Annotated in this window: 24 protein-coding genes, 1 tRNA gene and 1 riboswitch; of the genes, 15 read left to right on the top strand and 10 right to left on the bottom strand. The window is 73.4% G+C overall.

The features are described 5' to 3' along the window. Nucleotides 1-30 precede the first annotated feature (30 nt). A complete protein-coding gene (locus ACWGPE_RS08885) occupies nt 31-1683 on the bottom strand; it encodes a beta-N-acetylhexosaminidase (RefSeq protein WP_452048522.1) in 1653 nt (550 codons plus the stop codon). 164 nt (nt 1684-1847) lie between these two features. After that, nucleotides 1848-1929, top strand: a riboswitch (ZMP/ZTP riboswitch). Nucleotides 1930-1994: 65 nt separating this feature from the next. On the opposite strand from ACWGPE_RS08885, the gene glyA reads away from it, so the two are divergent. From glyA to ACWGPE_RS08860, 5 genes are all read left to right on the top strand, one after another. Further along, nucleotides 1995-3269, top strand: a complete 1275-nt coding sequence (gene glyA, locus ACWGPE_RS08880) for a serine hydroxymethyltransferase (protein WP_275505514.1) — start codon at nt 1995-1997, stop codon at nt 3267-3269. An 85-nt stretch (nt 3270-3354) separates the two neighbouring features. Continuing rightward, nucleotides 3355-4239 (top strand): bifunctional methylenetetrahydrofolate dehydrogenase/methenyltetrahydrofolate cyclohydrolase, encoded by an 885-nt coding sequence (locus tag ACWGPE_RS08875; protein WP_452048521.1) that lies wholly within the window; start codon nt 3355-3357, stop codon nt 4237-4239. Nucleotides 4240-4355: 116 nt separating this feature from the next. Further along, a complete protein-coding gene (locus ACWGPE_RS08870) occupies nt 4356-5624 on the top strand; it encodes a cytidylyltransferase domain-containing protein (RefSeq protein WP_452048520.1) in 1269 nt (422 codons plus the stop codon). Next, a complete protein-coding gene (locus ACWGPE_RS08865; protein WP_231430206.1) occupies nt 5621-6499 on the top strand; it encodes an N-acetylneuraminate synthase family protein in 879 nt (292 codons plus the stop codon). Before ACWGPE_RS08870 ends, ACWGPE_RS08865 begins: the two co-directional genes overlap by 4 nt. Then, entirely contained in the window at nt 6496-8118 is a 1623-nt protein-coding gene (locus ACWGPE_RS08860) for a DUF6716 putative glycosyltransferase (protein ID WP_452048519.1), read from the top strand. Before ACWGPE_RS08865 ends, ACWGPE_RS08860 begins: the two co-directional genes overlap by 4 nt. 36 nt (nt 8119-8154) lie before the next feature. Here the strand turns inward: ACWGPE_RS08860 and ACWGPE_RS08855 are convergent, their stop codons facing one another. Both ACWGPE_RS08855 and ACWGPE_RS08850 read right to left on the bottom strand, forming a co-directional pair. Then, entirely contained in the window at nt 8155-8688 is a 534-nt protein-coding gene (locus ACWGPE_RS08855) for a gamma carbonic anhydrase family protein (protein ID WP_275505515.1), read from the bottom strand. 9 nt (nt 8689-8697) lie between these two features. Next, entirely contained in the window at nt 8698-9960 is a 1263-nt protein-coding gene (locus ACWGPE_RS08850; RefSeq protein WP_452048518.1) for an APC family permease, read from the bottom strand. Between the two features lie 83 nt (nt 9961-10043). On the opposite strand from ACWGPE_RS08850, the gene ACWGPE_RS08845 reads away from it, so the two are divergent. Together ACWGPE_RS08845 and ACWGPE_RS08840 are read left to right on the top strand one after the other, a co-directional pair. After that, on the top strand, nt 10044-10559 hold the full coding sequence (locus tag ACWGPE_RS08845) for a YbaK/EbsC family protein (RefSeq protein WP_275505517.1): 516 nt from the start codon (nt 10044-10046) through the stop codon (nt 10557-10559). A gap of 188 nt (nt 10560-10747) precedes the next feature. Next, the gene (locus tag ACWGPE_RS08840) at nt 10748-11548 is read left to right on the top strand and encodes a helix-turn-helix domain-containing protein (protein WP_452048517.1); all 801 of its coding nucleotides are present in this window, start codon (nt 10748-10750) and stop codon (nt 11546-11548) included. Here the strand turns inward: ACWGPE_RS08840 and galK are convergent. Together galK and galT are read right to left on the bottom strand one after the other, a co-directional pair. Then, nucleotides 11508-12662, bottom strand: coding sequence for a galactokinase (gene galK, locus ACWGPE_RS08835; RefSeq protein WP_231430212.1), 1155 nt, complete (start codon nt 12660-12662; stop codon nt 11508-11510). The genes ACWGPE_RS08840 and galK overlap by 41 nt on opposite strands. Continuing rightward, nucleotides 12659-13792 (bottom strand): galactose-1-phosphate uridylyltransferase, encoded by a 1134-nt coding sequence (galT, locus tag ACWGPE_RS08830; protein ID WP_452048524.1) that lies wholly within the window; start codon nt 13790-13792, stop codon nt 12659-12661. The genes galK and galT overlap by 4 nt, the downstream gene beginning before the upstream one ends. Nucleotides 13793-13932: 140 nt before the next feature. Here galT and ACWGPE_RS08825 point away from each other — a divergent pair, with 140 nt between their 5' ends. Then, nucleotides 13933-14784 carry a DeoR/GlpR family DNA-binding transcription regulator gene (locus ACWGPE_RS08825; protein ID WP_231430213.1) on the top strand — a complete coding sequence of 284 codons (852 nt, stop codon included), beginning with the start codon at nt 13933-13935 and terminating at the stop codon, nt 14782-14784. Next, nucleotides 14781-15713 (top strand): aldose 1-epimerase family protein, encoded by a 933-nt coding sequence (locus ACWGPE_RS08820; RefSeq protein WP_452048516.1) that lies wholly within the window; start codon nt 14781-14783, stop codon nt 15711-15713. The genes ACWGPE_RS08825 and ACWGPE_RS08820 overlap by 4 nt, the downstream gene beginning before the upstream one ends. A 2-nt stretch (nt 15714-15715) precedes the next feature. On the opposite strand, the gene ACWGPE_RS08815 is transcribed toward ACWGPE_RS08820, so the two are convergent. Further along, nucleotides 15716-16891, bottom strand: coding sequence for a MarP family serine protease (locus tag ACWGPE_RS08815; RefSeq protein ID WP_231430215.1), 1176 nt, complete (start codon nt 16889-16891; stop codon nt 15716-15718). A 189-nt stretch (nt 16892-17080) separates the two neighbouring features. Between ACWGPE_RS08815 and ACWGPE_RS08810 the strand changes: the two genes are divergently transcribed. Then, nucleotides 17081-18130: an LLM class F420-dependent oxidoreductase gene (locus ACWGPE_RS08810; protein ID WP_275505522.1), complete on the top strand. Its 1050-nt coding sequence runs from the start codon at nt 17081-17083 to the stop codon at nt 18128-18130. On the opposite strand, the gene ACWGPE_RS08805 is transcribed toward ACWGPE_RS08810, so the two are convergent. Further along, the gene (locus ACWGPE_RS08805; protein WP_452048515.1) at nt 18111-19262 is read right to left on the bottom strand and encodes a hypothetical protein; all 1152 of its coding nucleotides are present in this window, start codon (nt 19260-19262) and stop codon (nt 18111-18113) included. The two genes, ACWGPE_RS08810 and ACWGPE_RS08805, sit on opposite strands and share 20 nt — an antisense overlap. 158 nt (nt 19263-19420) lie before the next feature. Here ACWGPE_RS08805 and ACWGPE_RS08800 point away from each other — a divergent pair, with 158 nt between their 5' ends. Both ACWGPE_RS08800 and ACWGPE_RS08795 read left to right on the top strand, forming a co-directional pair. Further along, complete coding sequence (locus tag ACWGPE_RS08800; protein WP_452048523.1) at nt 19421-20758, top strand: sensor histidine kinase; 1338 nt, start codon at nt 19421-19423, stop codon at nt 20756-20758. Continuing rightward, entirely contained in the window at nt 20755-21426 is a 672-nt protein-coding gene (locus tag ACWGPE_RS08795) for a response regulator transcription factor (protein WP_231430218.1), read from the top strand. The genes ACWGPE_RS08800 and ACWGPE_RS08795 overlap by 4 nt, the downstream gene beginning before the upstream one ends. A gap of 88 nt (nt 21427-21514) precedes the next feature. Here ACWGPE_RS08795 and ACWGPE_RS08790 read toward each other — a convergent pair. Then, nucleotides 21515-21586, bottom strand: a tRNA-Lys gene (locus tag ACWGPE_RS08790). A 7-nt stretch (nt 21587-21593) separates the two neighbouring features. Here ACWGPE_RS08790 and ACWGPE_RS08785 point away from each other — a divergent pair. Both ACWGPE_RS08785 and ACWGPE_RS08780 read left to right on the top strand, forming a co-directional pair. Then, nucleotides 21594-22073, top strand: a complete 480-nt coding sequence (locus ACWGPE_RS08785; RefSeq protein WP_376931300.1) for a hypothetical protein — start codon at nt 21594-21596, stop codon at nt 22071-22073. 291 nt (nt 22074-22364) lie between these two features. After that, nucleotides 22365-23003, top strand: a complete 639-nt coding sequence (locus tag ACWGPE_RS08780; RefSeq protein ID WP_231430220.1) for a DNA-directed RNA polymerase subunit beta — start codon at nt 22365-22367, stop codon at nt 23001-23003. 231 nt (nt 23004-23234) lie between these two features. Here the strand turns inward: ACWGPE_RS08780 and ACWGPE_RS08775 are convergent, their stop codons facing one another. Continuing rightward, nucleotides 23235-24155, bottom strand: coding sequence for a transglutaminase-like domain-containing protein (locus tag ACWGPE_RS08775; RefSeq protein WP_452048514.1), 921 nt, complete (start codon nt 24153-24155; stop codon nt 23235-23237). Then, nucleotides 24152-25057: a MerR family transcriptional regulator gene (locus tag ACWGPE_RS08770; protein WP_275505528.1), complete on the bottom strand. Its 906-nt coding sequence runs from the start codon at nt 25055-25057 to the stop codon at nt 24152-24154. Before ACWGPE_RS08770 ends, ACWGPE_RS08775 begins: the two co-directional genes overlap by 4 nt. A gap of 51 nt (nt 25058-25108) precedes the next feature. On the opposite strand from ACWGPE_RS08770, the gene ACWGPE_RS08765 reads away from it, so the two are divergent. Continuing rightward, on the top strand, nt 25109-25996 hold the full coding sequence (locus ACWGPE_RS08765; RefSeq protein ID WP_275505529.1) for an aminodeoxychorismate lyase: 888 nt from the start codon (nt 25109-25111) through the stop codon (nt 25994-25996). Nucleotides 25997-26016: the final 20 nt, after the last annotated feature.

The following is a 26016-nucleotide window of genomic DNA, read 5'->3' as shown; positions in this document are numbered from 1 at the left end:
GCCTCGGGGTCGGCCCCGAGGCATCCGCCGCTAGCCGGGCCAGTCGACCCCGCCGACCTCCCGGTAGGCGACGCCCAGCCCGTCGAGGTGGGCGCCGAGCGTCGTCAACCGTGAACGGAAGCCCTCCTCGTCGCGCGCGTCTGCGGGCGACCAGCCGACCTCGGCGATCGCGGCGATGCGTGGGAACACCATGAACTCGAAGTCGGCCGCGTTCGAGAGCGTCTCCGTCCAGACCGAGGCGGCGACGCCGAGGATGTCGGACTCGTCGAGCCCGTCGATCGTCGCCTCGGGCTGCCAGCCGTAGGCCTCCTCGAGCGTGATGGTGGCGGCCCAACGCGTGCCGAGCTCGGTGCCGAGCGGGCCCGCCGGACGGTCGGGGTACATCATGTCGAGGTAGGTCTTGTCGGCCGGCGCGAGCACGAGCCTGCCGCCCTGCTCGAGGAACGCATGCGCCTGGCCGGCCGACTCCGGATACGGGCGCGCGGGTTCGCCGCGCCGGTTCGCCGGCATCTCGTGGCCGGCGGTCAGGTCCCAGTAGTGCCCGATCGTGCCGGGCGGCAGTTCGGTCGAGGCCCCCATCTCGTGGTAGGCGATCACGGTCTTGCCCGTCGCCGCGGCGGCCGCCGTGATGCGACGCACGAGGTCGAGGTAGTCGTCGGGCTCGGTCGCGAGCGGCTCGTCGCCCCCGACATGGATCCACGGGCCGGGCGTCATCTCCGCCACCTCCGCGAGCACCTCGGTGAGGAAGCGATCGGTCGCCTCCGCGCGCGCCGGGGAGGCGCACAGCGACGAGAAGCCGACCTCGACGCCCTCGTACGGCTTCGGCGCGACACCGTCGCAGTTGAGCTCGGGGTACGCGCTGAGCGCCGCGTTCGTGTGCCCGGGCAGGTCGATCTCGGGCACCACGGTGATGAACCGGTCGGCGGCGTAGTCGACGATTCGGCGGTAGTCGTCCTTCGTGTAGAAGCCGCCGCCGTCGCCGCCGACCGAGGTCGACGCGCCGATGCCGGTGAGCTCCGGCCACGCGTCGATCTGGATGCGCCAGCCCTGGTCGTCGGTCAGGTGCAGGTGCAGCACGTTCATCTTCATGAGCGCCATGCGGTCGAGGTGCTGCTCGACGTAGTCGACGGGGAAGAAGTGGCGCGCAACGTCGACGAGCGAGGCCCGGTACGCGAACCGCGGCCGATCGACGATGGAGGCCGCGGGCACCTGCCAGCCGCCCTCGGGCTCGATCGGGTCGGCCTCCTCGATCTCGCCCGGCAGCATCTGCCGCAGCGACTGGGTGCCCCAGAACAGTCCGGCGGGTGCCGACGCGGCGATCCGCACGCCGTCGGCGCCGCTGTCGAGCGTGTAGCCCTCGCCGCCTTCGACCTCGGGGTCGATGACGAGCTCGATGTCGGATGCCTCGGCCGCGCCCTCTTCGACCGGCAGCTCGAACCCGGTCGCGGTGCGGAGCGGTGCGGCGAACGTCTCGGCGACGGCGGCGGCGCCGTCGCCGGAGACGACGAGCCGGGTGCGCTCGCCGAGGGTGAATGCGCCCCGGTCGGTGAGCTCGAACCGCGCGGGCGCCGGCACGATGCCGGAGAACTCGGCCTTCGCGTCCGAGTCCGCCGAGCAGCCCGACAGCACGAGGAGCGATGCCGTCGCGACGGCCACGGCGGTGCGGACGGCGGCGTTCGGCATCTTTGCCCTCCCAATCGAAAGACAGGAATCTTGACGAAATCGTCTCGTCGGACATCCTGCCACGGGACGACGGGCGTGCGGAAGAGCCGCCGGCTCCCGGTGCCGCATCCCGACGGCCTTGTCACGTCGCGAGCGGCGGCGGCAGGAGGCATCCATTGCTATGCTTGCGTCGTCGCGACTGGCGTTGAGATGGATTCCCATCGGGGAGCGACTGGCACGGACCGACCGCACGCCTGGGCCGGTACGCCTGCTTGCTGCGCGAGTCGCAGCGGCAGCACCCCCTAGGTCCGTATGTCATGAAGGAGCCAGTCTTGGCCGAATCCGTCTTCAACGCGCCCCTCTCCGAGGTCGACCCCGAGATCGCCGAGGTTCTCGAACTCGAACTCGGTCGCCAGCGCGACTACCTCGAGATGATCGCGAGCGAGAACTTCGTTCCCGTCTCGGTGCTGCAGTCGCAGGGCTCCGTGCTCACCAACAAGTACGCCGAGGGCTACCCCGGTCGTCGCTACTACGGCGGCTGCGAGTACGTCGACGTCGCCGAGTCGCTCGCCATCGAGCGCGCGAAGTCGCTCTTCGGCGCCGAGTACGCCAACGTGCAGCCGCACTCGGGCGCGACCGCGAACGCGGCCGTGCTGAGCGCGATCGCGACGCCAGGCGACACCATCCTCGGCCTCGAGCTCGCCCACGGCGGCCACCTCACCCACGGCATGAAGCTCAACTTCTCGGGCAAGCTCTACAACGCCGTCGCCTACGGCGTCGACCCCGAGACCTTCCTCGTCGACATGAACGTCGTCCGCGAGAAGGCCCTCGAGCACCGCCCGCAGGTCATCATCGCCGGCTGGTCGGCGTACCCCCGCCAGCTCGACTTCGCCGCGTTCCGCGAGATCGCCGACGAGGTCGGCGCGAAGCTCTGGGTCGACATGGCGCACTTCGCGGGCCTCGTGGCCGCGGGCCTGCACCCGAACCCGGTGCCCTTCGCCGACGTCGTGTCGTCGACCGTGCACAAGACGATCGGCGGCCCCCGCTCGGGCTTCATCCTCTCGCGCGACATGGAGCTCGCGAAGAAGCTCAACTCGAACGTGTTCCCCGGCCAGCAGGGCGGCCCGCTCATGCACGTGATCGCCGCAAAGGCCACCGCGTTCAAGATCGCCGCCTCGGCCGAGTTCAAGGACCGCCAGGAGCGCACGCTGCGCGGCGCCGCGATCCTCGCCGACCGCCTGACCGCCGACGACTCGCGCGCGGCCGGCGTCGACGTGCTCACGGGCGGCACCGACGTGCACCTCGTGCTCGCCGACCTCCGCAACTCGAAGATCGACGGCCAGCAGGCCGAAGACCTGCTGCACGAGGCGCTCATCACCGTCAACCGCAACGCGGTGCCGTTCGACCCGCGCCCGCCGATGGTCACGTCGGGCCTGCGCATCGGCACCCCGGCGCTCGCGACTCGGGGCTTCGGCGACGCCGAGTTCACCGAGGTCGCCGACATCATCGCGCTGACGCTGCAGGGCGAGGCGGATGTCGCGGCGCTCCGCGCCCGGGTCGAGGCGCTCACCGCCGCCTTCCCGCTCTACCCCGGCCTGCAGCAGTAGGCCGCGCCGGTCGGGGCGGCGGACGTCGCCCCGGCCGGACCGACCCCGTCGCATCCGTTCACCCGCTCGCCCACCGAGGAGCACCATGACCGCCATCACGCTCGACGGGGTCGCCACGGCGTCAGCCGTGAAGCACGAGCTCGCCGCACGCATCGCCGAACTGAGGGCCCGCGGCGTCACGCCCGGCCTCGGCACGCTGCTCGTCGGCGACGACCCGGCGTCGCGCTCGTACGTCGCGGGCAAGCACCGCGACTGCGCCGAGGTGGGCATCGAGTCGATCCGCGTCGACCTGCCGGCCACGGCGACCGCCGCCGACGTGCGCGCGGCGATCAGCGACCTCAACGCCGCAGCCGAGGTGACCGGGTACATCGTGCAGCTGCCGCTGCCCGCCGGGCACGACGAGAACGCGATGCTCGAGCTCATCGATCCCGACAAGGACGCCGACGGGCTGCACCCCACGAACCTCGGCCGCCTCGTGCTCGGAATCGAGGGCGAGCTGCACTCGCCGTTGCCGTGCACGCCCGCGGGCATCGTGGAGATGCTGCAGCGCTACGACGTGCCGATCAGAGGACGCCACGTCACGGTCATCGGGCGCGGCCTCACCGTCGGCCGGCCCCTGGGCCTGCTGTTCACGCGCAAGGGCCTCGACGCCACCGTCACCCTCACGCACTCGCGCACGCAGGACCTCGCGGCCGAGGTGCGCCGCGCCGACATCGTCGTGGCCGCCGTCGGCGTGCCCCACCTCGTGAAGCCCGACTGGATCAAGCCCGGCGCTGCGGTGCTCGACGTCGGCATCACCCGCGTGCAGGACGAGGAGACCGGCAAGGGCCGGCTCACGGGCGACGTCGACCCCGCCGTCGCAGCGGTCGCGGGACACCTCTCGCCCAACCCGGGCGGCGTGGGCCCCATGACCCGCGCGATGCTGCTCGCGAACGTCGTGAAGGCGGCGGAGCAGGGCCCGCAGCGCTGATCCGCGCCGGGGCGGATGCCCTTGGCACGCGATCTGTGGGCGGCGATGCCCGACCGTTCACCGGTGCGCAACGCGCGCGCCACCCCGGCGCCACCTCGGATCCGTAGCCTGCCCGCATGGCCGAGTCGAAGACCGATCAGCGCGGCGTCGCCGTCGCGATCATTCCGGCGCGCGGCGGGTCGAAGGGCCTGCCGGGCAAGAACCTGATGCGCCTCGGCGGGGTCTCCCTCGTCGGTCGCGCCGTCGCGGCCGCGCATGCCGCACGCAGCGTCGGCGCGGTCGTGGTCACGACCGACGACGACGAGATCGCACGTGTGGCGCGCGCCGCCGGGGCGACCGTCGTCGACCGGCCGGCCGACCTCTCGGGCGACACGGCGTCGAGCGAATCGGCGCTGCTGCACGCACTCGACGAGCTCGAGGCCCGGGGCCCGCTGCCCGCGGTCACGCTCTTCGTGCAGGCGACATCGCCGTTCATCGACCCGTCGGATCTCGACGCCGCGGTCGCACGGGTCGTGAGCCACGAGGCCGACAGCGTGTTCGCGGCGGTCGAGAGCCACGCCTTCGTGTGGCGCGCCGCCGGCGACGGCTCGGTGTTCGGCGCCAACCACGACGCCGCGGTGCGCCACCGCAGGCAGGAGCGCGAACCGGAGTTCCGCGAGACCGGCGCGTTCACCGCGATGCGGACGGCGGGCTTCCGCGCGGCACGGCACCGCTTCTTCGGCCGGATCGCGCCGCAGGTCGTGCCCCAGCTGCACGGCGTCGACATCGACACCGCCGCCGACCTCGTGGTCGCGCGGGCGCTCGTCGAGCTCATCGACCGGCCGGCACGCGTCGTCGACGTCGACGCCGTCGTCACCGACTTCGACGGGGTGCACACCGACGACACCGCCTGGATCGACACGGAGGGACGCGAGCTCGTCCGCGTCAGCCGCAGCGACGGGCAGGGCGTCGCCCGCCTCCGCGCGGCGGGCGTTCCGGTGCTCGTGCTCTCGGCCGAGACGAACCGCGTGGTGACCGCGCGAGCGGCCAAGCTGCGGGTCGACGTGCTCCAGGGCATGCACGACAAGGCCCCCGCGCTCGCCGAATGGGCCGAGGCCCGAGGCATCCCGCTCGCACGCATCGCCTACCTCGGCAACGACGTCGGCGACCTGCCGGCGATGGCGCTCGTCGGGTGGCCGCTCGCCGTCGCCGATGCGGTGCCCGCGGTGCGCGACGCCGCCCGCCTCGTGCTCGAGGCCGGGGGCGGCGACGGCGCGGTGCGCGAGCTCGCCGAGCTCGTGCTCGCGGCCCGCGACGGTGCGACCGGCGCAGCACCCCGCGAACGAGCCGCCACTGCGGCCGAACCCTCCGCACACCGAACAGCACCGCAGGGAGCCCTCGCATGAACACCGTCCGCATCGGCCGTTCGTCGGTCGGCCCGGGTCAGCCCGTGTACGTCATCGGCGAGATCGGCCTGAACCACAACGGCGACGTCGAGATCGCGAAGCGCCTGATCGACGTCGCCGCCGAGGCGGGTGCGCAGGCGGTCAAGTTCCAGAAGCGCACGCCCGAGATCGCAACGCCCGAGCACATGCGGGATGTCTCGCGTGAGACTCCGTGGGGCACGATGAGCTACCTCGACTACCGGTACCGGGTCGAGTTCGGCGAGTCGGAGTACCTCGAGATCGCGTCGTACGCGATGCGCTCGGGGCTCGACTGGTTCGCCTCGCCGTGGGACGTGCCGTCGGTCGCGTTCCTCGAGCGCCTCGACGTCGTCGCGCACAAGGTCGCCTCGGCCTCGATCACCGACCTCGCCCTGCTCGAGGCGATCGCCGCGACCGGCAAGCCCGTCATCTGCTCGACCGGCATGTCGACCCTCGACGAGATCGATCGGGCGGTCGAGGTGCTCGGCACCGAGCGCCTGGTGCTCATGCACGCGACCTCGAGCTACCCGATGCCGCCCGAGGAGGCGAACCTCCTCGTGATCGACGCGCTGCGACGCCGCTACCCGGGTGTCCCGGTCGGGTACTCGGGGCATGAGCGCGGCCTCCAGATCTCGCTCGCCGCGGTCGCACTCGGCGCCGTCGCCGTCGAACGGCACATCACGCTCGACCGGGCGATGTGGGGGTCGGACCAGGCCGCATCGCTCGAGCCGACCGGCTTCGATCACCTGGTGCGCGACATCAGGGTGATCGGCGACGCGATGGGCGACGGTGCGAAGCGCGTGTTCCCGGGCGAGGAGGCGCCGCGCGCGAAGCTGCGACGGGTGCCGGCGCTGTGAACGCGGGTTCGGCGGGCGGACCAGCGCGTCGCGCCGTCACGGAGGCCTCTGGCGCGCCCGAGGCACGTCGTCGCCTCGTGGTCGTCGCCGACTCCGACTCGTACGTCAAGTGGGGAGCGGCGTTCGCGACACGCCTGCCGGCCGGCTGGGATGCCGAGCTCATCGTGGTGACGACGCCCGTGATGCCGAGCGACCGGCAGCTCGGCGCCGCGCTCGCCGGCTCGTCGTTCCATGCGAAGGGCGTGCGCCGGCTCGACCTGGCGTCGCTCGAGCGACGCCTCGCCGCCCGCCGGCCGGATGCCGTGCTGCTCGCACTGCGCGGTCCCTTCGTGCGGGTCGTCGCGCCGATCGTCGCGGCGCTGCCCGGGAGGCCGGTCCTGCTGAGCGGCTTCCCGGGGCTCACGATCCCGGCGGTCCCGAAGGCGGTGGTCTACCGCGAACAGGTCGATCTCGTCGTGCTCCACAGTCGCCGCGAGGTGCGCGAGTTCGAGCAGCTGGCCGCGGGGCTCGGCGTGCGGGTCGGGTTCGGGCTCGCGACGCTGCCGTTCCTCACGGCGCGCCGACGCGGCGCATCGCCGGGTGACGGGGATGCCGCGCCGGTGACGCCGCACGTGGCGTCTGCGCCGGTGGCGGCCTTCGCGTCGACGTCGGCATCGACGCCGCCCGACGGCGACCTCGTGTTCGCCGCCCAGGCGAAGGTGCCGGCCGAGCGCGACGACCGGGTGCGCATGCTCGGCCTGCTCGCGGATGCCGCGCGGCGGCGGCCGACCCGACGGGTCGTCGTCAAGGTCAGGGCTCGGCGCGGCGAGGCGCAGACCCACGCGGAGGCGCACGACTACGCCGACCTCCTCGCCGATCCCGAGGTACGCGCCCGCCTCGGCGGCGTCCCGCCGAACCTGGTCGTCGAGGACGGGCCCATGGCGAAGCACCTCGGACGCGCGTCGATGCTCGTCACGGTGAGTTCGACGGCCGTGCTCGAAGCGGTGGCCGCCGGGGTGCCCGCGATCGTCGTCGACGAGTTCGGCGTCGGCCCGAAGCTGATCAACACGGTGTTCGCTGGCAGCGGGCTGTTCGGCGACGGCGCGGCGGTCGCGGAGTGGGTGGCGAAGCCGCCGGCCGAAGGTTGGCTCGTCGACAACTACTTCCACGGCGAGGCCTTCGACGACTGGTCCGATCGGCTCGAGGAACTGCTCGACCGGCGTGCGGCCGGACTGCTGCCGGCGCCGACTCGACGGCACGACCTCGTCGGCGGTGCGGTGCGTCGGGCGTTCGAGCGGAAGCGGATGCTCGGGCCGTACGATCGGTCTGTCGCCGGGGCGCTGTCGATGGTCGTCGCGGTGCCGACGCGGTGGGCGGTGCGCCGGGTGCGCGCGGTGCGGCGTGCGTTGCCGGGCGGTTCGCGGGCGGGGTCGTCCTCCGCGATCGCGCACGCCGTGCTCGCCGGCTCCATGCCGGCCGACGGGGTGCTCACGGACCCCGTGCGGAGCGAGCGATCGGTCACGACGCGGCCGGGCACCGAGTCGATCCACCGTGAGCAGGGAATGCTCGAATCGATGCCGTCGGGCGAAGCGCGCGGCGACGCGGCGCTGTCCGACGCGGCGCTGTCCGACGCGGCGTAGTCCGACGGTGGCGGCGTCGCCGATCGCGGTGCCGGGTCAGGCGCCGGCGGTGTGCTCGCCGACGTGCTGCAGGTACGAGGCGGCGTTGCGGCGGATGCCCTCGCGTTCGGCGTCGCTGAGTTCGCGGCGCACCTTCGCGGGCACCCCGGCGACGAGCGAGCCGGGCGGCACGATCGTGCCCTCGAGCACGACCGCACCGGCCGCGACGAGCGAGCCGGCGCCGATGACCGCGCCGTTGAGCACGGTGGCGTTCATGCCGACGAGGCTGTCGTCTTCGACGGTGCACCCGTGCAGCACGGCGCCGTGGCCGACCGAGACCCGACGGCCGACGGTGAGCGGGTAGCCGGCGTCGACGTGGCAGACGACCGTGTCCTGCAGGTTCGACGCCTCGCCGAGCACGATCGGCTCGGCCTCGGCGCGCAGCACCGCGTTGTACCAGACGCTCGAATCCGCCTCGAGGCGAACGTCGCCGACGATCACGGCGCCGGCCGCGACGAACGCGCTGTCGGCGACGGCGGGGGCGGCGATGCCGGCCAGTGGGATGAGGCGTGCGCTGGGATCGACGGACATGGCGACAGCCTATCGGCGGCGGCTGCGGCGCCTTCGGATCGCCTGGGTCACGAGGCGCCAGGCGACGCCGACGACGAAGACGGCGACGCCCGCCGCGATCGCGCCAGGCGGCAGCGTGACGACGAGCACGATGCAGCCGATCGCGCCGAGCACCGACAGCGCGCGGGGGACGCGGCGTTCGTTCGCGGGCTGGGTGATCGCGGCGAGGTTGGCGACGAGGTAGTAGCCGAGCACGCCGAACGACGAGAAGCCGATCGCCTGGCGCAGGTCGACGGTGAGCACGAGGGCGACGACCGCCACCGCGACGACGATCTCGGCGACGTGCGGCACCCGGTACCGCGAATGCACCGAGGCGAGCGGTCGCGGAAGCTCGTCGTCGCGGGCCATGGCGAGCGCGGTGCGGCCGATGCCGGCGATGAGCGCGAGGAGGGCGCCGAGTGCGGCGGCGGCCGCGCCGACGCGCACGATCGGGGCGGCCCAGGTCCAGCCGACGTCGTCGACGAGGTCGACGAGCGGTGCGGTCGACGTCGCGAGTGCATCGGCGCCGAGGGTGGCGAGCAGGACGGAGCCGATGAGGGCGTAGAGCGCGACCGCGATGCCGAGGGCGACCGGGATGGCGCGCGGGATCGTCCGGGCGGGGTCGCGCACCTCCTCGCCGAGGGTCGCGATGCGCGCGTAGCCGGCGAAGGCGAAGAAGAGGAGGCCCGCCGACTGCAGGATGCCGGGCCAGCCGGCATCGAGCAGCCCGTCGAGGGGGATGCCGCGCTGGAGGAGCGGACCGGCGCCGGCCGCGATGACGAGCAGCAGCACCGAGATCACGGCCGCGACGATGATGCTCGCGGCCCGGGCCGTGCGGGTGATGCCGCGGAGGTTGACGGCGGCGAGCACGATGACGGCCGCGGCGGCGACGGGTCGCTGCCATGCCGTCGGGACGAGGTACGCGGCGAACGTCATGGCCATCGCGGCGCAGCTCGCGGTCTTGCCGACGACGAACCCCCAACCGGCGAGGAATCCGGGCCATGCTCCGAGCCGCTCGCGCCCGTAGCGGTAGGCGCCGCCCGACTCGGGGTAGCGCGCAGCGAGCTGCGCGGTGGAGCTCGCATTCGCGAAGGCGACGATCGCGGCGATCGCGAGGCCGATGAGCAGCCCCTCGCCGGCGGCGGCAGCGGCGGGGGCGAACGCGGCGAAGACGCCGGCGCCGATCATGGCGGCGAGGCCGATCACGACGGCGTCGCGGAGCCCGAGTCGGCGGGCGAGCGAAGGCTGTGGCACGCGCGCACTCTACGCCATCGGGGTGTCGCGCCCGTTTCTCGGCTCAGCGCGGCACCAGCCGCGACGCGCCATAGGATCGGGAGATGAGCTCACCCGCTTCCGCCCCGTCGCATGCTGCCGTCGACCGCGTCGCCGCGGCCCTCGCCGCGCAGGGACTCGAGCCCGAGATCGTGTGGTTCGACGACGCCGTGACGACCGCCCAGCTCGCGGCCGACGCGCTCGGCGTCGAGGTCGGCCAGATCGCCAACTCGCTCGTGTTCACGCTCGATGACGAACCGATCCTCGTGCTCACGTCGGGCGCCCATCGCGTCGACACCGAGTGGCTGGGATCGGAGCTCGGCGGCGTCATCCGGCGAGCGTCGAAGGAGACCGTGAAGGCGGCGACCGGCCAGGTGATCGGCGGCGTCGCGCCGCTCGGCCACCCCGCTCCGGTGCGCACGATCGTCGACACCGACCTCGCCGCCTACCCCGTCGTGTGGGCCGCCGCCGGGCACGCCAAGACCGTGTTCCCCACCACCTTCGACGACCTCGTCCGCATCACCGGCGGCACGCCCCGCGCCGTCGAGCCCGCCCGAGAATCGGCCGCCGAGTCAGCCTGACCGGAATCGCGCGGCATCCGCGCGCCACGGCGGAACTTCCCTGCGGCCCACAGGCCTGCGTTTGCGCTGCATCCCGCTCGCGGCCGGCTTCCACGCCGATGTCGATCCCCCCTCCCGCGACTACGACACTGAGTCGCAGGGCGATTCAGTGTCGTAGTCGCGCCGAGGGAATCACGACGGCGTGATGGATGTGGGTGGCGAGCAGGACACTGCCTCCTGAGAGCACCTGCAGTGGCGCAGGTCGCGCCCGGGGCGGAGGACCGATGGAGAAGAGCGGAGGACCGCTGGAGGGGAGACGGAGCGACGGGGAACCCGTCGCTGCGCAGACCCCTCGATTCGATGTGGTCGGCGTGGTCCTCAGGGTTCGTCGACAGCTCGACCTGAGCCAACGAGACCTCGCACGACGGTTGGGCGTCAGCCACGCGGCGATCGCACGTGTCGAGGCGAATCGGAACGGCATCGACGTGGCCGACCTCGAGCGGCTCGTCGGCCTCGCGGGCATGCGTCTCGCGGTGCTGGACGAGTCGGGCGCCGAGACGGCCCCGATTCCGCCCGACTGGGTGCGCGACAACGCCGGACGGCGTCTGCCCGTTCATCTCGACGTGCGCCCGCCCGACGACCGCCCACGCTCGAGGCTCACCGATATCCACTACGACCGTGCCGAGCCGAACGCCTGGTACCACCATCGAGCGCACCGTGATGAGCGGCGCGCCCGCGGTCTCCATGCGGTGAGCGACGATGGGCGACCACGAGCGCCCTCAGGTTCGAGGCGCAGCGACGCCTTCGAGACCGACTCGAGCGTGCCGCATCCCTCGCGAGACGCGATCCGATACTGCTCGACGATTGTCGTTGTCGTGTCGACTGCTGGGAGGCCGGCGACTGTGCGGCCGACTGCGATTGCGAGTGCGGCACCTGATCCGGAGGCGACGCGACTCCGGTCGGCGCCGATCAGGCGTCCCGGCGGGCGCCCTCCGATGCGCGAACCGTGAAGACGATGGGTGCGCGGTAGCCGTGGTCGGCGAAGGCCGCGGTCACCGCGCGGGTCACGTCGGGAACGAGGGCCTCGGGGACGAGCGCGATCGCCGAACCGCCGAAGCCTCCGCCCGTCATGCGGGCGCCGATCGCGCCCGACGACTGGGCGGTCGCCACGGCGAGGTCGAGTTCCGGCACCGAGATCTCGAAGTCGTCGCGCATCGACACGTGCGAGGCATCCAGCAGGGAGCCGATCGCCCCCGCCCCGTGCTCCCGCAGCGTGCGCACGGTGTCGAGCACCCGCTGGTTCTCGGTCACGACGTGGCGCACCCGACGGAACGTCTCGTCGTCGAGCACCTCGGCCGCGCGGGAAAGGCCGTCGACCCGCAGGTCGCGCAACGACTCCACGCCGAGGCTCCGGGCACCCGCCTCGCACGACGCCCGACGCGCGGCGTAGCCGCCCGAGGCGTGGGCGTGCGCCACGCGGGTGTCGACCACGAGGAGCGAGAGGTCCTCGGCCTCCAGGCCGAGCGGGATCACGTCGGCGTCGAGGCTGCGGCAGTCGAGGAACACCGCCGAGTCGGCTGCGCCGAGCAGCGAGGCCGTCTGGTCCATGATGCCCGTCGGGGCGCCGACCACGCGGTTCTCGGCGAGGCGGCCGACCTTCGCGAGCGTGGGGCGGTCGAGACCGAGCCCCCAGTGCTCGTCGAGCGCGAGCGCGACCGCGCACTCGATCGCCGCCGAGCTCGACAGGCCCGCACCGATCGGCACGTCCGAGGTGATGTAGAGGTCGACCCCGCGGGCGTGGTCGAGATCGGCGCCGAACTCCCGCAGCGCCCACGCGACGCCGAGCGGGTAGGCGGCCCACCCCGACACGGCGTCGGGGGTGAGGTCGTCGAGGCCGATCTCGACCGCCTCGGGCTCGTGGCTCGTCGCCACGCGCAGCACCCGGTCGTCGCGGTCGCCGAGCGCGACCGTCGTGCGACGGTCGATCGCGAAGGGGAACACGAAGCCGTCGTTGTAGTCGGTGTGCTCGCCGATCAGGTTCACGCGGCCGGGCGCCGACCACACCCCGGCCGGCCGTCGGCCGAACCACTCGGCGAATCCGTGGGCGGCGTCGGCGACGGTCATTCTGCGACTCCTTCGATCGCGGCGCGCAGCGCCTCGGCCTGTGCTTCGGGCGGGACATCCCCGACCCATGCTCCCATCGCGGCCTCTGAGCCGGCGAGGTACTTCAGCTTGTCGGCGCCGCGGCGCGGGCTCGTGAGCTGCAGCATGAGCCGCACCTCGTCGCGACGCTCGTGCACCGGCGCCTGGTGCCAGGCCGCGATGTACGGCGTCGGCGTCTCGTAGAGCCGGTCGACGCCGCGCAGGAGCCGCCGGTAGAGCACCGCGAGCTCGTCCCGCTCGTCGAGGTTCGTCGCCGCGAGGTCGGGCACGTGACGGTGGGGGAGCAGGTGCACCTCGATCGGCCAGCGGGCCGCGAACGGCACGAACGCGCTCCAGTGCTCGCCCTCGAGCACGATGCGCGGGCCGCCGCGTTCCCGCTCGAGCAGGTCGGCGAAGAGTCCGGGGCCGTAGCCGTCGATCGAGGCGAGCAGTCGCTCGGTGCGCGGCGTCACATAGGGGTAGGCGTAGATCTGACCGTGCGGATGCCCGAGCGTCACGCCGATCTCGCGGCCGCGATTCTCGAACGGGAAGACCTGCTGCACCCCGGGCAGCCCCGAGAGCTCGGCCGTGCGGTGCGCCCACGCCTCGATCACGGTTCGGGCGCGAGAGACCGGCTGCGTGCCGAACGAGCCCTCGTGCTCGGGGCTGAAGCAGACCACCTCGCACCGGCCGACCGAGGGCAGGCGGCGCTCGAGGCCGACGCGGCGGAGCCCGGCGAGCCCGCCTTCGGCGCCCTGAGCCGGCCGAATGGCGGGCCCGAACGACGGCGACCGGTTCTCGAACACCGCGACGTCGTACCGGCTCGGGATCTCGGACGGGTTGCCCGGCGACTGCGGCGCGAGCGGGTCGAGCTCGGCGGGCGGGAGCACGACCCGGTTCTGGCGGGCCGCGGCGATCGAGATCCACTCGCCGGTGAGCACGTCCTGCCGCATCTCGGCCGTCGCCGGGCGAGGGCCGAGCTCGCGCTCGTCGATCGACCGCTCGTCGGGCAGCATCGTGTCGACGTCGTCGAAGTAGATCAGCTCGCGACCGTCGGCGAGTGTCGTGCGTCGTACGGCGATGCGGGGGTCGACGGCGTGCTGGTCGACGATGCGCGGGGCGCCGGTGGGCGTCGAGGACGCCTCGGCGGGGTCACGGGTCTCGGTCACGCCGCACACCCTACGCGACTTTCGTTTCGCAAACAAACCACTTTCGTATTGCAAAGTCAGGTGGGAAGCCGCATGATTCCCCTATGAGCGACCAACCACGGCTCGACGCCCAGGTCGACGCGCCCCGCCGCCGTGAGCTCGCGCGAGCCCTCGTCGCCGAGCGCGGGTTCGTGCGCGTCGCCGAGCTGAGCCGCGCCTTCGGCGTGACGACCGTCACCGCCCGTGCCGACCTCGACGCGCTCGAACGCCAGGGCATGATCCGCCGGGTGCACGGCGGCGCCGTGCCCGCCGGCGCTCCCGGCGTCGACCGGCCCGAACGCGAGCCGAGCTTCGAGGAGGCGCTCGAGGCGTCCGTCGAACCGAAGCGCCGCATCGGAGCGCACGTGGCCGGTCTCGTGCGCAGCGGGCAGAGCCTCATCCTCGACGTCGGCACCACGACCCTGCAGGTCGCGCGCGCGCTGAAGCAGCGCAGCGACCTCGACGACGTCGTCGTGTTCACGAACGGCCTCTCGATCGCCCTCGAGCTCGAGTCCGAGATCCCGAGGTTCCAGGTCGTCGTCACGGGAGGCACGCTGCGTCCTCGCCAGCACTCGCTCGTCGACCCGCTCGCCGGCTCGATGCTGCGCGACGTGCACGTCGACCTCGCCGTCATCGGCTGCAACGGGGTCGATCCGGTGCACGGCGTCACCAATGCGAACCTGCCCGAGGCGCAGGTGAAGGCGCTCATGCTGCAGCGGGCGGCGCGAGCCGTCGTCGTCGCCGACGGGTCGAAGGTCGGCGAGGTGCACCTCGGTCGCGTCGGCCCCGTCGACGCGTTCGACGAGCTCGTCACGGATGCCTCGGCGCCGCACCCGGTCGTCGCCGAACTGGAGGAGGCCGGACTCGCGGTCGTCACCGCGCACGCACCCGATGCAGACCATAGAGTTGGTCCATGACCCTTCCCACGGGCGAGCAGTTCGAGCTCGAGACGACGACGTCGAGCGGTGAGATCCGGGCCACCGTCACGGCCGTCGCCGCCGGGCTCCGCAGCCTCAGCATCAACGGCATCGACCTCGTTCCCGCCTACGGCGAAGACCAGTCGCCGCCGATGGGCGCCGGCATCGTGCTCGCGCCGTGGCCGAACCGCATCCGCGACGGCCGGTGGAGCCACGACGGCGTCGACCACCAGCTCGCGATCACGGAGCCGGCCCGCGGCAACGCGATCCACGGGCTGCTGCGCTACACCGAGTACAGCGCCGTCGACCGAGAGCGCGACTCGGTGACGCTCGCCGCGCGCATCTACCCGCAGCTCGGCTACCCGTTCCTGCTCGGCACCGCCGTGCACTACGAGCTCGTCGCCGACGGCCTGCGCGTCACGCACTTCGTCGAGAACCTCGGCGCCGACACGGCCCCCGTCGCGCTCGGCACCCATCCGTACCTCAAGATCGGCGGCGTCCGCACCGAAGACCTGGTCCTGCGTCTCGACGCCGCGAGCCACATCGAGGTCGACGAGCGCCTGCTGCCGACCGGCGAGGTCCCGGTCGACGGCACCGAGTGGGACTTCCGCGAAGGACGCCGGGTCGGCGACGTGCAGCTCGACGACGCGTTCGGCGAGCTCGCAAGCGACGACGGCCAGGTGCTGCACACGCTCACCGCACCCGACGGGCGCAGCGTGTCGGTGTGGGCCGACGACGAGTTCGGCTACGTGCAGGTCTACACCTCGCGGGAGTACCCGGGCGAGGGCGGCGACGTCGCGATCGCGATCGAGCCGATGACCGCGCCGGCCGAGGCGTTCAACTCCGGCCGCGGCCTGCGGTGGCTCGGCCCGGGCGAGGAATGGCAGCTCAGCTGGGGCATCCGCTTCGAGGGCTTCTCAGCCGACTGACCTCACGCGGCGCACGCCCCCGAATCGACCGGGTCGTCGAGGGCGGATGCCTCCGCCGCGAGCGGCGCGAGCGTCGACACGGGAACCGCGAACCCCACCGTCGCGACGGTCTCGGACCGGGCGAACACGACGCCGGCGACCTCGCCGTCGACGTCGAGCACCGGCCCGCCCGAGTTGCCGGGATCGACGTCGGCCGACAGCGTCATGACGTCGCGCGTCGACGTCGCGCCGTCGGTCGAGATCGTGAGCGGTCCGCTCGCCGCGACGCGCGCCGGTCTGAGTTCCAGCGGCCCGCCGAACGGGTACCCCGCGACGGCGACCTCGTCGCCGACGGCGGGTTCGTCGATGGGCAGCGCCGGGGCGTCGAGCCCGTCGACCGCGATGACCGCGAGGTCGTGCTCGGGGTCGAACGCGACGACCCGGCCGGCGACGGCGGGGAGCCCCGGCGCTTCGACGATCGGTTCGTCGACGCCCGCGACGACGTGCGCGTTCGTCACGATGCGGTCGTCGGCGACGACGAACCCCGACCCCGACACGTTGCTGCCGCACCGGAACGCCGTGCCCGTGATGCGCACGACCGACCGCGACGCCTCGGCGATCGCGGGCGAGTCGACGCCGCCCTGCGGCGGCGGCTCGGTCGGCAGCGGCGTGTCGAGCACGTCGACGAGCCACGGCAGCCCCTCGCCGAGCGCCGCGGCACGGAGCTCGGCCATGGCCGACCTCGCCGGCGGCGGCGTCACCTGGTCGAGCGCCCGGACGACGGTCGATCCGGCCACGGCGGGCGAGAGCACCGGAACGCCCATCGCCGCGACGCCCGACGCGACGAGGGCGACGACGAACGCGGTCACGATGAGGTTGCCGACCAGACCCAGCGCCCGGTCGAGCACGCCGAGCTTCACCCGGTGCGCGCCGCGGCGGAGCGCACGGCCCACGATCGCGCCGAGCCAGGCGCCGAGCGACAGCAGCACGAGCGCCACGGCGATCGCGACCGGCGCGCGCAGCTCGGGCAGGGGCACGAGCCCGGCGAGCCAGGGCATCGCGAACCAGGCGGCGATTCCGCCCGCGATGAGCCCGATGAGGCCCGCGGCGGTGCGCAGCAGCCCCGCACGCCAGCCGTTCACGGCGGCTCCGATGAAGACGAGCACGAGCAGGATGTCGAGCACGAGGCTCCAGCTCACGGATCCTCCTCCCGTCGGGGCATGCTGGCGGTCGTTTGGAGTCCAGCCTGCGGCATCCGACTCGGAGCAACCTGAGGGTCGTCGGAACCCCACAACCGGCGCGGCGGGTGCCCGAGCCGTTCGGTAGCCTCTGATGGGCCCGTGCCGACGGCCGGGCACACCACGACCCCACACGACGAGGAGTGACGGATGCGCGTCGGCATGTTCCTGAACTACGCGGGCGGCTTCCGCGAAGCGGCCGACGAGGTCGCCGAGCTCGAGGCATCCGGCGTCGATCTCATCGCGGTGCCCGAGGCGTACTCGTTCGACGCGGTCAGCCAGCTCGGCTTCCTCGCCGCCCGCACCGAGCGGCTCACGCTCATGAGCGGCATCCTTCAGCTGTACACCCGCACGCCCACGCTCACCGCGATGACGGCCGCAGGGCTCGACTACGTGTCGGGCGGCCGGTTCGAGCTCGGCATCGGCGCCTCGGGACCGCAGGTCATCGAGGGCTTCCACGGCGTCAAGTACGACGCCCCGCTCGGGCGCACCCGCGAGATCATCGACGTCTGCCGCATGACGTGGCGGCGCGAGCCCGTCGTGCACGAGGGACGCAACTACACGATCCCGCTGCCCGCGGGCGAGGGGACCGGGCTCGGCAAGCCGCTGAAGCTCATCAACCACCCGGTGCGCGAGCGCATCCCGATCACCGTCGCCTCCCTCGGGCAGAAGTCGGTCGAGCAGACCGCCGAGATCGCCGACGGCTGGCTGCCGATGTTCTACCACCCCGAGCGCGCGGGCGACGTGTGGGGTGCCGCGCTCGCCGCGGGCACCGCGAAGCGCGATGCCGCGCTCGGCCAGCTCGACGTGTTCGCGAGCCCCGCGCTCGCCATCACGGAGGACCCCGAGCTCGAGGCCATGGCGCTCGCCGCGGCGAAGCCGCAGCTCGCCCTCTACGTCGGCGGCATGGGCGCCCGCGGCAAGAACTTCTACAACGACCTCGTCGCGAGCTACGGGTTCGAGGCGGAGGCCGCGCACATCCAGGACCTCTACCTCGACGGGCGCAAGCAGGAGGCGGTCCAGGCGGTGCCCGACGAACTCGTGCGGGCGATCTCGCTCATCGGCCCGGCCTCGGTCGTCGCCGAGCGCGTCGCGGCATTCGCCGCGAGCGGGGTCACGACCCTCGCCGTGACCCCGCTCGCGCGCACCTCCGCCGAGCGCGTGGCGCTCATGGCCGGGTTCAGGCGACTGGTCGGCTGAGCTCGCGGCGCCACGCCGCGTAGGCCCAGACGGCGAGGGCGAGCATCGGCCCCCAGAACCAGAACGGCAGCAGCAGGTCGAACACGATGGCCTCGCCGAGCGTCGGGCTTCCCGCCGCCACGATGAGCATCGGCACGGCCGAGATCGTGACGACGGTCGCCGCGGCGAGCCCCGGCACGACGGCGAGGCGCGCCGGAACCGTCCGGCCGCCGACCCGCGGCATCCACGCCGGGAAGACGAGCCCCCACGGCAGGATCAGGCCGAGGGTGAGCACCACCGCGGCGACGGCGCCCGCCCCGAGCATGAGCCCGGTCGTGAGCATCGCCGGCGAGAGCTCGTCGGCGGCGGGCGCGAAGAGCGGCCACGGCGTGAGCCAGCTCGCGCGGACCACGGCGTAGGGCAGCGGCCCGAGCGCGGCGAGCACCGTGAGCACTCGGCGGTGTCGCACGAGCCATCCCTCGAAGCGGCGCACCTCGCGCGTCGTGCGTCCGACCGAGACCGCGATCGCGACCCACGCCAGCACCGCGACGACCGAGATCGCCGAGACGGCGATGAGGCCCGCGTTCGCGACGAGCGCGGCGCCGAACTTGCCGAGGAACGTCGTGACGCCCTGCCAGGTGAGGCCGGCCCACGACACCGCGACGACGACGAGCGCGACGAGCAGCACGAGCAGGGGCACGCCGAGGCGCGGGGCGCGGACGACGAGGACGCACGTCGTCACGACGCCGGCGACGACCGAGCAGAAGCCGAAGACGTAGCCGGCGAAGGTGATCGTCCCGGCGTCTCCCAGCACGAGGGTCGCGGCGAGGGCGAGCAGTGCGGCGGCGACCGCGGCGACGAACGGGGCGCGCGGCTCGCGTGCGCCCCGGGCGAGCAGGGCGACGGCCACGACGATGCCGACGAGCCCGGTCGCGATCACGACGGCGGCGAACTGGGTCGGGTCGAGCACGGCGCTCGCGAGACTGCGCGACGACGCCGTGACGAACGGATCGGAATCGGGGACGAGCCACCATGCGGTGCCGAGCGCGGCGATCGCAGCCGATGCGAGCAACGCCGTCGCGGCGAGCCATCGCCTCGGGCGCGTTCGTGGGGGCAACGCGGTGGCGCCGGTGGAATCGCGGACGGAGGTCATCGTGTGCTCCTGTGCATCGTCGGAGGGGGCGCCGCCGGGGCGCCCGCCGGGCGGATCCGCCGCCCCGGCTCCGCCAGCCTCGCGGCGGTCGCGGGCGGTTCGCCTCACCCGGTCGGGTGAGATGCGCCAGCAGCACGGCCGGTAGCGTGGGGCCGGTGATGGATGCCTCGGGGGAGTCGCGCGCACCGGGATACGCCGATCGGGTGACGGCGGCCGTGGCGGCCGGCGCGCTGCTGCCGTTCACGGTCGTCGAAGTGCTCGACGAGGCGGGCGGTCGCCACGCGGCCTGGGCGGCGGCCGTGCTCGGATGCTACGTGCTGCTGCATCTCCTCGTCGTCGTGCGGCGCCGGCTGCCGCGCACGGCGATCGCCGCGGCATCCGCACTCATGCTCGTGCTCGCCGCGCTGAGCGTGCCGGGCATGCCCGGGCTCGCGGTGCTGCAGGCGAGTTCGCTCGTCTACCTCGTCTTCGTCTTCGCCGCGGCCGCCGGCGACGACCTCGTCGCCGGCTGGGCGGCGCTCGGCTGCGGCCTCGCCGGCGCGGGCATCATGACCGGGCTCGTGATCGTCTCCGAGCGACCGAACGATGCGGCGATCGTCGCGAGCCCGGGCGCCGCGTTCGCGCTCGCCGGATCGCTCGCGGGCGGCATCGGCGTCGCGTGGGCGCTCGGCCGGTACCGGCGCGAGACCCTGCGCAAGCGGGCGGCCGAGCGCGTCGCCGTCGCGCGGGCCGCCGAGCTGCGGATCGAGACGGAGCTCCGGGCCGTCGCCGACGAGCGGCGTCGCATCGGCCGCGAGCTGCACGATGTCATCGCCCACTCGCTCGCGGTGATGGTCGCCCAGGCCGAGGCGACGAGGGTGCTCGTCGGGCGCGACGACGACCGGGCGAGGGTCGCCGTCGGGCACGTCGTCTCGACCGGCCGCGCGGCGATGCGGGACATGCGCGGGCTGCTCGGGGCGCTCGTCGAGCCCGGCGTTCGCGCCGGCATCCGTGACGAGGGCGGCGGGGGCGGCGAGTCGGCGCTCCGCGAGCCGAGCCCGGGGCTCGACGGCATCGCCGAGCTCGTCGAGCGCGCGCAATCACCCGGCCGCGCGGTCGAGCTCGTCGTGACCGGCACCGCGCGCGAGGTGCCGCCCGGACTCGCGCTGACCGCCTACCGGGTGGTGCAGGAGGCGCTCACGAACGTGCTGCGCCACGCATCGCCGCCGACGACGACCCGCGTCGGACTCGAGTGGGGGCGCGACCTCGTCGTGACCGTCGACGACGACGGGCAGCCGATCGGGCTGCCCATCCGCACGGGAGCGTCCGATGCGGGCGCCGGAGGTTCCGCCGCCGCGCGTGCGGCGAGCGGTCGAGGCATCCCGGGCATGCGCGAACGCGTCGCCCAGTTGGGCGGCAGCCTCGACGCCGGCCCCCGCCCCGACGGGCCGGGGTGGCGCGTCGTCGCCCGGCTTCCGCTCGTCGCGGCGCCCGTTCGAGCGGAGGGCGAGGAGTGACGGACGATCCGGCGGCCGCGCGCATCCGCGTGGCGCTCGCCGACGACCAGGAGCTCATCCGCTCGGCGCTCGCCGTCATGCTCGAGTCGCACGACGACCTCGAGCTCGTCGTCGAGGCCGCCGACGGTGCCGAACTCGTCGAGCGCCTGCGCGCGCACCGTGCCGACGTCGTCGTGATGGACGTGCGGATGCCTCGGATGGACGGCATCGAGGCGACGCGGCGCGTGCGGGCGGAGCATTCCGCCGCGAGGGTGCTCGTGCTCACCACGTTCGACCTCGACGAGGTCGTGTTCGCCGCGATCCGGGCGGGCGCGAGCGGCTTCCTCACCAAGGACGCCTCGGCCGACGAGCTGGCGGCGGCGATCCGCGCCGTGCATGCGGGCGACGCGACCCTCGCGCCGCGCGCGACGGCGAGCCTCGTCGACTTCGTGGCGCGCGCGCCCGAGCCGGTCGACGCCGAGACGCTGCTGGAGCCGTTCACGGGGCGCGAGCGCGATGTGCTCGCGCTCCTCGTCACGGGCGCCTCGAACGACGAGATCGCCGAGCGGCTCTTCCTCACGGGCAACACCGTGAAGACGCACGTCAAGGCGATCCTCGCGAAGCTCGACCTGCCCGACCGCGTGCACGTCGTCATCTGGGCGTACGAGCGGGGGCTCGTTCCGCGGTGAGCGGCCTCCATTTCGGTGGTCGAAGATATGTTCGAAGCATGGAGCGCTCAACCGGCGAGCATCTCCCACCGCGATCGGCCCTCGACGGTGCCCCCGGGGAATTCCGACATCCCGACCCGCGGATTAAAAGTCCGCTGCTCTGCCTCTGAGCTACGGGGGCGACGCCGATGACGCAGGAGCGCTGCTCGGCTTGCCGACAGTCTAAGCCAATCGCCGATTTCAATCGGTTGCGATCGGCCCGCGATGGACTCCAGCCCATCTGCCGCGAGTGCAACACGCAGAAGGCTCGCGACTACGACGCGAGACACCGTGAGGCCCGCATTCGAGTGATCATGGCGCGCAAGGCAGTTCAGCGCCAGATCGCGCTCGCAGCGGTGGGCGACCACCTCCTCGACCACCCGTGCATCGATTGCGGTGAGGCCGACGTCCGGGTACTCGACTTCGATCACCGGGAGAACTGCGACGAGACCGCTGAGGTGATGAAGCTCGTTCAAGACGGGTACGGCCTGCTGCGCATCATGGCCGAGATCGACAAATGCGATGTCCGTTGCCGGAACTGTCATGCGAAGGTCACCTGCGAGCGCATGGGCGACAACGGGAGGTCAGGGCTCATGCGTCGTGCCGGAGACGACGGCCTGGCCTCGTAGCGCCGCGCACGGCGATGCGACCGGCCGCCGGCGCTCCCGGCGACCGGCCGCTCGCCATCTCGGCGACGGGGGTCGCGTCCGCCCGAACGGCCGAACGCTCGCCCTCGAGCGGCATCACGGTCAGCTCGCCGCCCGCCCGAGAATGCTTCGGGTGTGCATGACCCGCAGGCTAGTCCCGATCGCGACGGCATCGAAGCCCCCAGTGCGAGCGGCCCCCGCACAGGGGAGCACGGGGGAGCGCAGGGCACCCGGCCGGGGATGGCCGCACCCGACCGGAGTATCCTGTACCGAATGGCCGCCGACTTCCACCGCCCGACGAAACTCCCACCCGGAATGTTCGACGACTTCATCGGCGGGGCCGACCCGGCCCACCTCAACCGGGCAGCCCACGACACCGCGCAGGCCCTGCTCGCCCGGGTTCGCGCCGACCCCGACCCCGAGATCGTCGCCCGTCTCATCGCGTACACCGACCGCCACGGCATCGACGCGATCGCGGAGCTGTGGTCGGGTGCGTCGGCGAAGAGCCTGCCTGGCGCGCTCTGGCGCATCTACCTCCTGCGCACGCTCATCGGGCAGGACGCCGAGACGCTGAGCCTCGCCTACCGGCGCGGCACCGAGATGTCGCACACCATCGACCAGGTCGTCGCCGGTGCGGCGTCCCCGGCCGGCCCCGCCGAGATCCGCGAGCTGGCCGACCGGGTGCTGCACGGCGTGTTCACGGGCGACTTCGCGGTCGCGCTCGAGCGGGCGGCCGCGTTCGCGCGGGTCACGGCGACCGGCTTCACGAGCCTCGCCGACGACGCGGACGCCTCCGACTCGGTGCACCACGACCGCTCGGCCGCGCTCACGAGGCGGGCGCTGCGCCTCACCGAGCTCGGCGACGAGCTCACGGCCTGCGCGAAGCTCTGGCGGCGTGACGCGCTCGACTGATTCGCCGGATGTGACCGTTCCGACCGAGCGTGGCCCCGCGAAGGGGCGCAGCCGGTCGGAACGGCCACGTCCGCGCTCCGCACATCGAATGGGGCGACCGGTGGCTCGCGTCGGGAATGAACCGCCCCTCGGTGTCGTTTAGACTGTCTGAGGCCGGCCGCAGTAACCCCGGGCTCCAAAATTCGCCGCTCCGAGCGGCCTCGCGCCGAGAGGCGTTCTGCGGCCGGCCTTTCACGTCTCCGCGGTCGCCCAAACGGTCGTGCGGGCCTCGAGATCGACGGTGCCGAACCCGCCGGCCGGCGAGAAGGTCGTCACCGTGCGCCCGGGCCGGACCCGCTCGTCCGTGCGCCAGAGCGCGGCGAGTTCCGCTTCGGCCGAGGCATCCCCGCCGTCGGCTGCGACGGTGAGCCGAGCGACGCGGTCGGCGAGGTCGAGGGCGTCGGCGGCGATCGGCGCGGCGGGGGCGTCCATCACGCCCCAGCCGTCCCAGAGCAACAGCTCGGTGCGCATGCGGTGGGCGAGGTCGCCGAGCACGTAGCCGTGCACGATCCAGGGCCCCGAGATCGGATGCCCCGGCGCCACCCCGTACCCGGCGAGGTCGATCTCGCCGGCGCGGTAGCCGAGCCAGGCCTCCGCGGCGGTCTCGAACGGCGAACCCGGTCCGGTCGGCAGGTCGTGCACGTCGAATCCGTGCGCCGCCGGGTCGAGCTCGGGATCGAAGCGCACCCAGCGGCCGTCGTGCCCGGCCTCGACGACGACGTGGTCGTGGCGGAACCCCGGCGTGAAGTAGCCCGCGAATCCGAGGCGGGTGCGTGCCGGGCGCCCGTGCTCGCGCAGGATCGACACCGCGAGCAGCGAATGGTCGCGGCAGCAGCCGCCGACTCGCCGGTCGGGCGCGCGCTCGGCGTCGAGCGGGCCGTCGGCGCGCTCCGTCGCGGCATCGAGGATCGACGCGATCCAGCGGCGGTCGATGTCGGCGAACTGTTCGGAGGTCACCGCGGGGTCGGCGCGGTAGTGGGTGATCGCGGCGGTCACCGCGCGGTGGATCGCGCCGGGCTCGGCGGCGACCCCCGCGACGAGCGCGCGATGGGCGCCCGGGTCGGAGAACGGCGAATGGCGGGCGTACTCGGCAGGGTTGGGGTGTCCGGTCATACCGGCATCGTCGAGTCGGTCCCAGGGGCCGGGTCAAGCCGGACACCGGGCCGCAGCGGCATCGCGACGCGCATCGCGATCTCGTCGGGGTCCTCGGGCCACGGCCCCGGGTACCACTCGCGCGGCGCCGCGGGCGCCGAGGCGTCCCGGCCGGCCGATGCCTCGGACGCGCCGGCGCCCGCCGCACCGCGCACCGCGTCGTAGAAGCGCAGCAGCTGCGGATAGACGACCTCGCGGGCGGTGACGTCGATGACCGCGTAGCGGGCTCCGGGCTCCATCCGCAGGGCGATGGTCCGCGTCGGGGCGGCCCGGCCGGTGAAGGGCACGGCGGTCTCGATGCGCCCGGGGAGGGCGTCGCCGACGGGGGAGTGGAAGAGCACCCAATGGCCGGGTCCCGCCGTGGCGCCCTCGCGCTCGAGGTGGCGCCCGATCTCGATCACGTCGGCGACGAAGCTCGGCACCAGTCGCGACTGCACGACCGTGCGGACGATGGTCGCGATCGACGTGTCGGGCATCGTCTCGAAGCGCACCCGTCCGCGCAACCCGTCGTCCGCCGTGCCGGCCCCCGCCACGGGGCCCGCGTCCGATGCGGCGAGCCGATCGACCGCCTGGCTGCGTTCCGCGAAGTCCTCGCGCTGCGCCGCCCACCAGCCGAGGAGCCGCTCGCGCGCCTCCGCGGGTGCCGCATCGAGCAGTCCGCCGATCTCGGCGAGCGGCAGGTCGATGCGGCGCAGCATCGCGATCGTGCGCGCGCGAGCCACCTGCTCGGGCGCGTACCGTCGGTAGCCCGTCCGCGGGTCGACGTCGGCCGGCACGAGCAGTCCGCTCGCGTCGTAGATCCTCAGCGCCTTGAGTGACAGCCCGGACGCCCGGCTCATCTCCCCGGTGCCGAGCGCGCGCATGCACCGTACGGTAGCGCATGGCGGCGAGGCATCCACGCCTACGATTGGTGCATGCCCGAGACCGTGACGTTCCTCATCGCGCCCCTCACCGCGGACGCACCCGCCGTCGACCTCGACTCGACGTTCCATGCGGTGGATGCCTCGGAGCCCGCATTGCGCGTCGGCGAACTGTCCACGCAGCGCGGCGACGGCATTTTCGAGACCCTCGCCGTCGTCGACGGTCATGCGCAGGAGGCGGAGGCGCACCTCGAGCGACTGCGCAACTCGGCGCAGATCTGCGAGCTCCCGGAGCCCAACCTCGCGCAATGGCGGGCGGCGATCGCCGCGGCGGTCTCGCAGCTGCCCGCGTCGGGCGAGTTCGCGCTGAAGCTCGTGCTCAGCCGGGGCGTCGAGCACGGCCCCGCGCCCACCGCGTGGCTTGCGGCCTCCCGCGCGGCCGATCGCACCGCCGAGCGCGAGCACGGGATCCGCATCGTCTCGCTCGACCGTGGCCTCGCGCACGACGCCGCGGCGAAGGCGCCGTGGCTGCTGCTCGGTGCGAAGACGCTGAGCTACGCGACGAACATGGCGGCGATCCGCGAGGCGAAGCGGCGGGGTGCCGACGACGCGCTCTTCGTCGCGAGCGACGGGTACGTCATGGAGGGGCCGACGTCGAGCGTCATCCTGCGCCACGGCGACGTCTACTCGACCCCAGAGCCGAGCGGCGCGATCCTGCGGGGCACGACGCAGCAGAGCCTCTTCGAGTTCCTCGAGCGCGACGGTCACGCGACGGAGTACCGGGACATCCCGGTCGCCGAGCTCGCGACCGCCGACGCGATCTGGCTGGTGTCGAGCGTGCGCCTCGCGGCGGGCGTGACCGCACTCGACGGAACGGCCGTGCCGTTCGACGCCGCCGAGACGCGACGGTTCAACGACTACCTGCTGAGCCCGCGCGACTGACGCCGGCCCGCCCCTCGAAC

It is taken from the genome of Agromyces sp. NPDC055658 (assembly GCF_053618155.1).
Note: the sequence above shows the minus strand (reverse complement) of the source record. Positions and strands in the feature narration are given on the sequence as shown.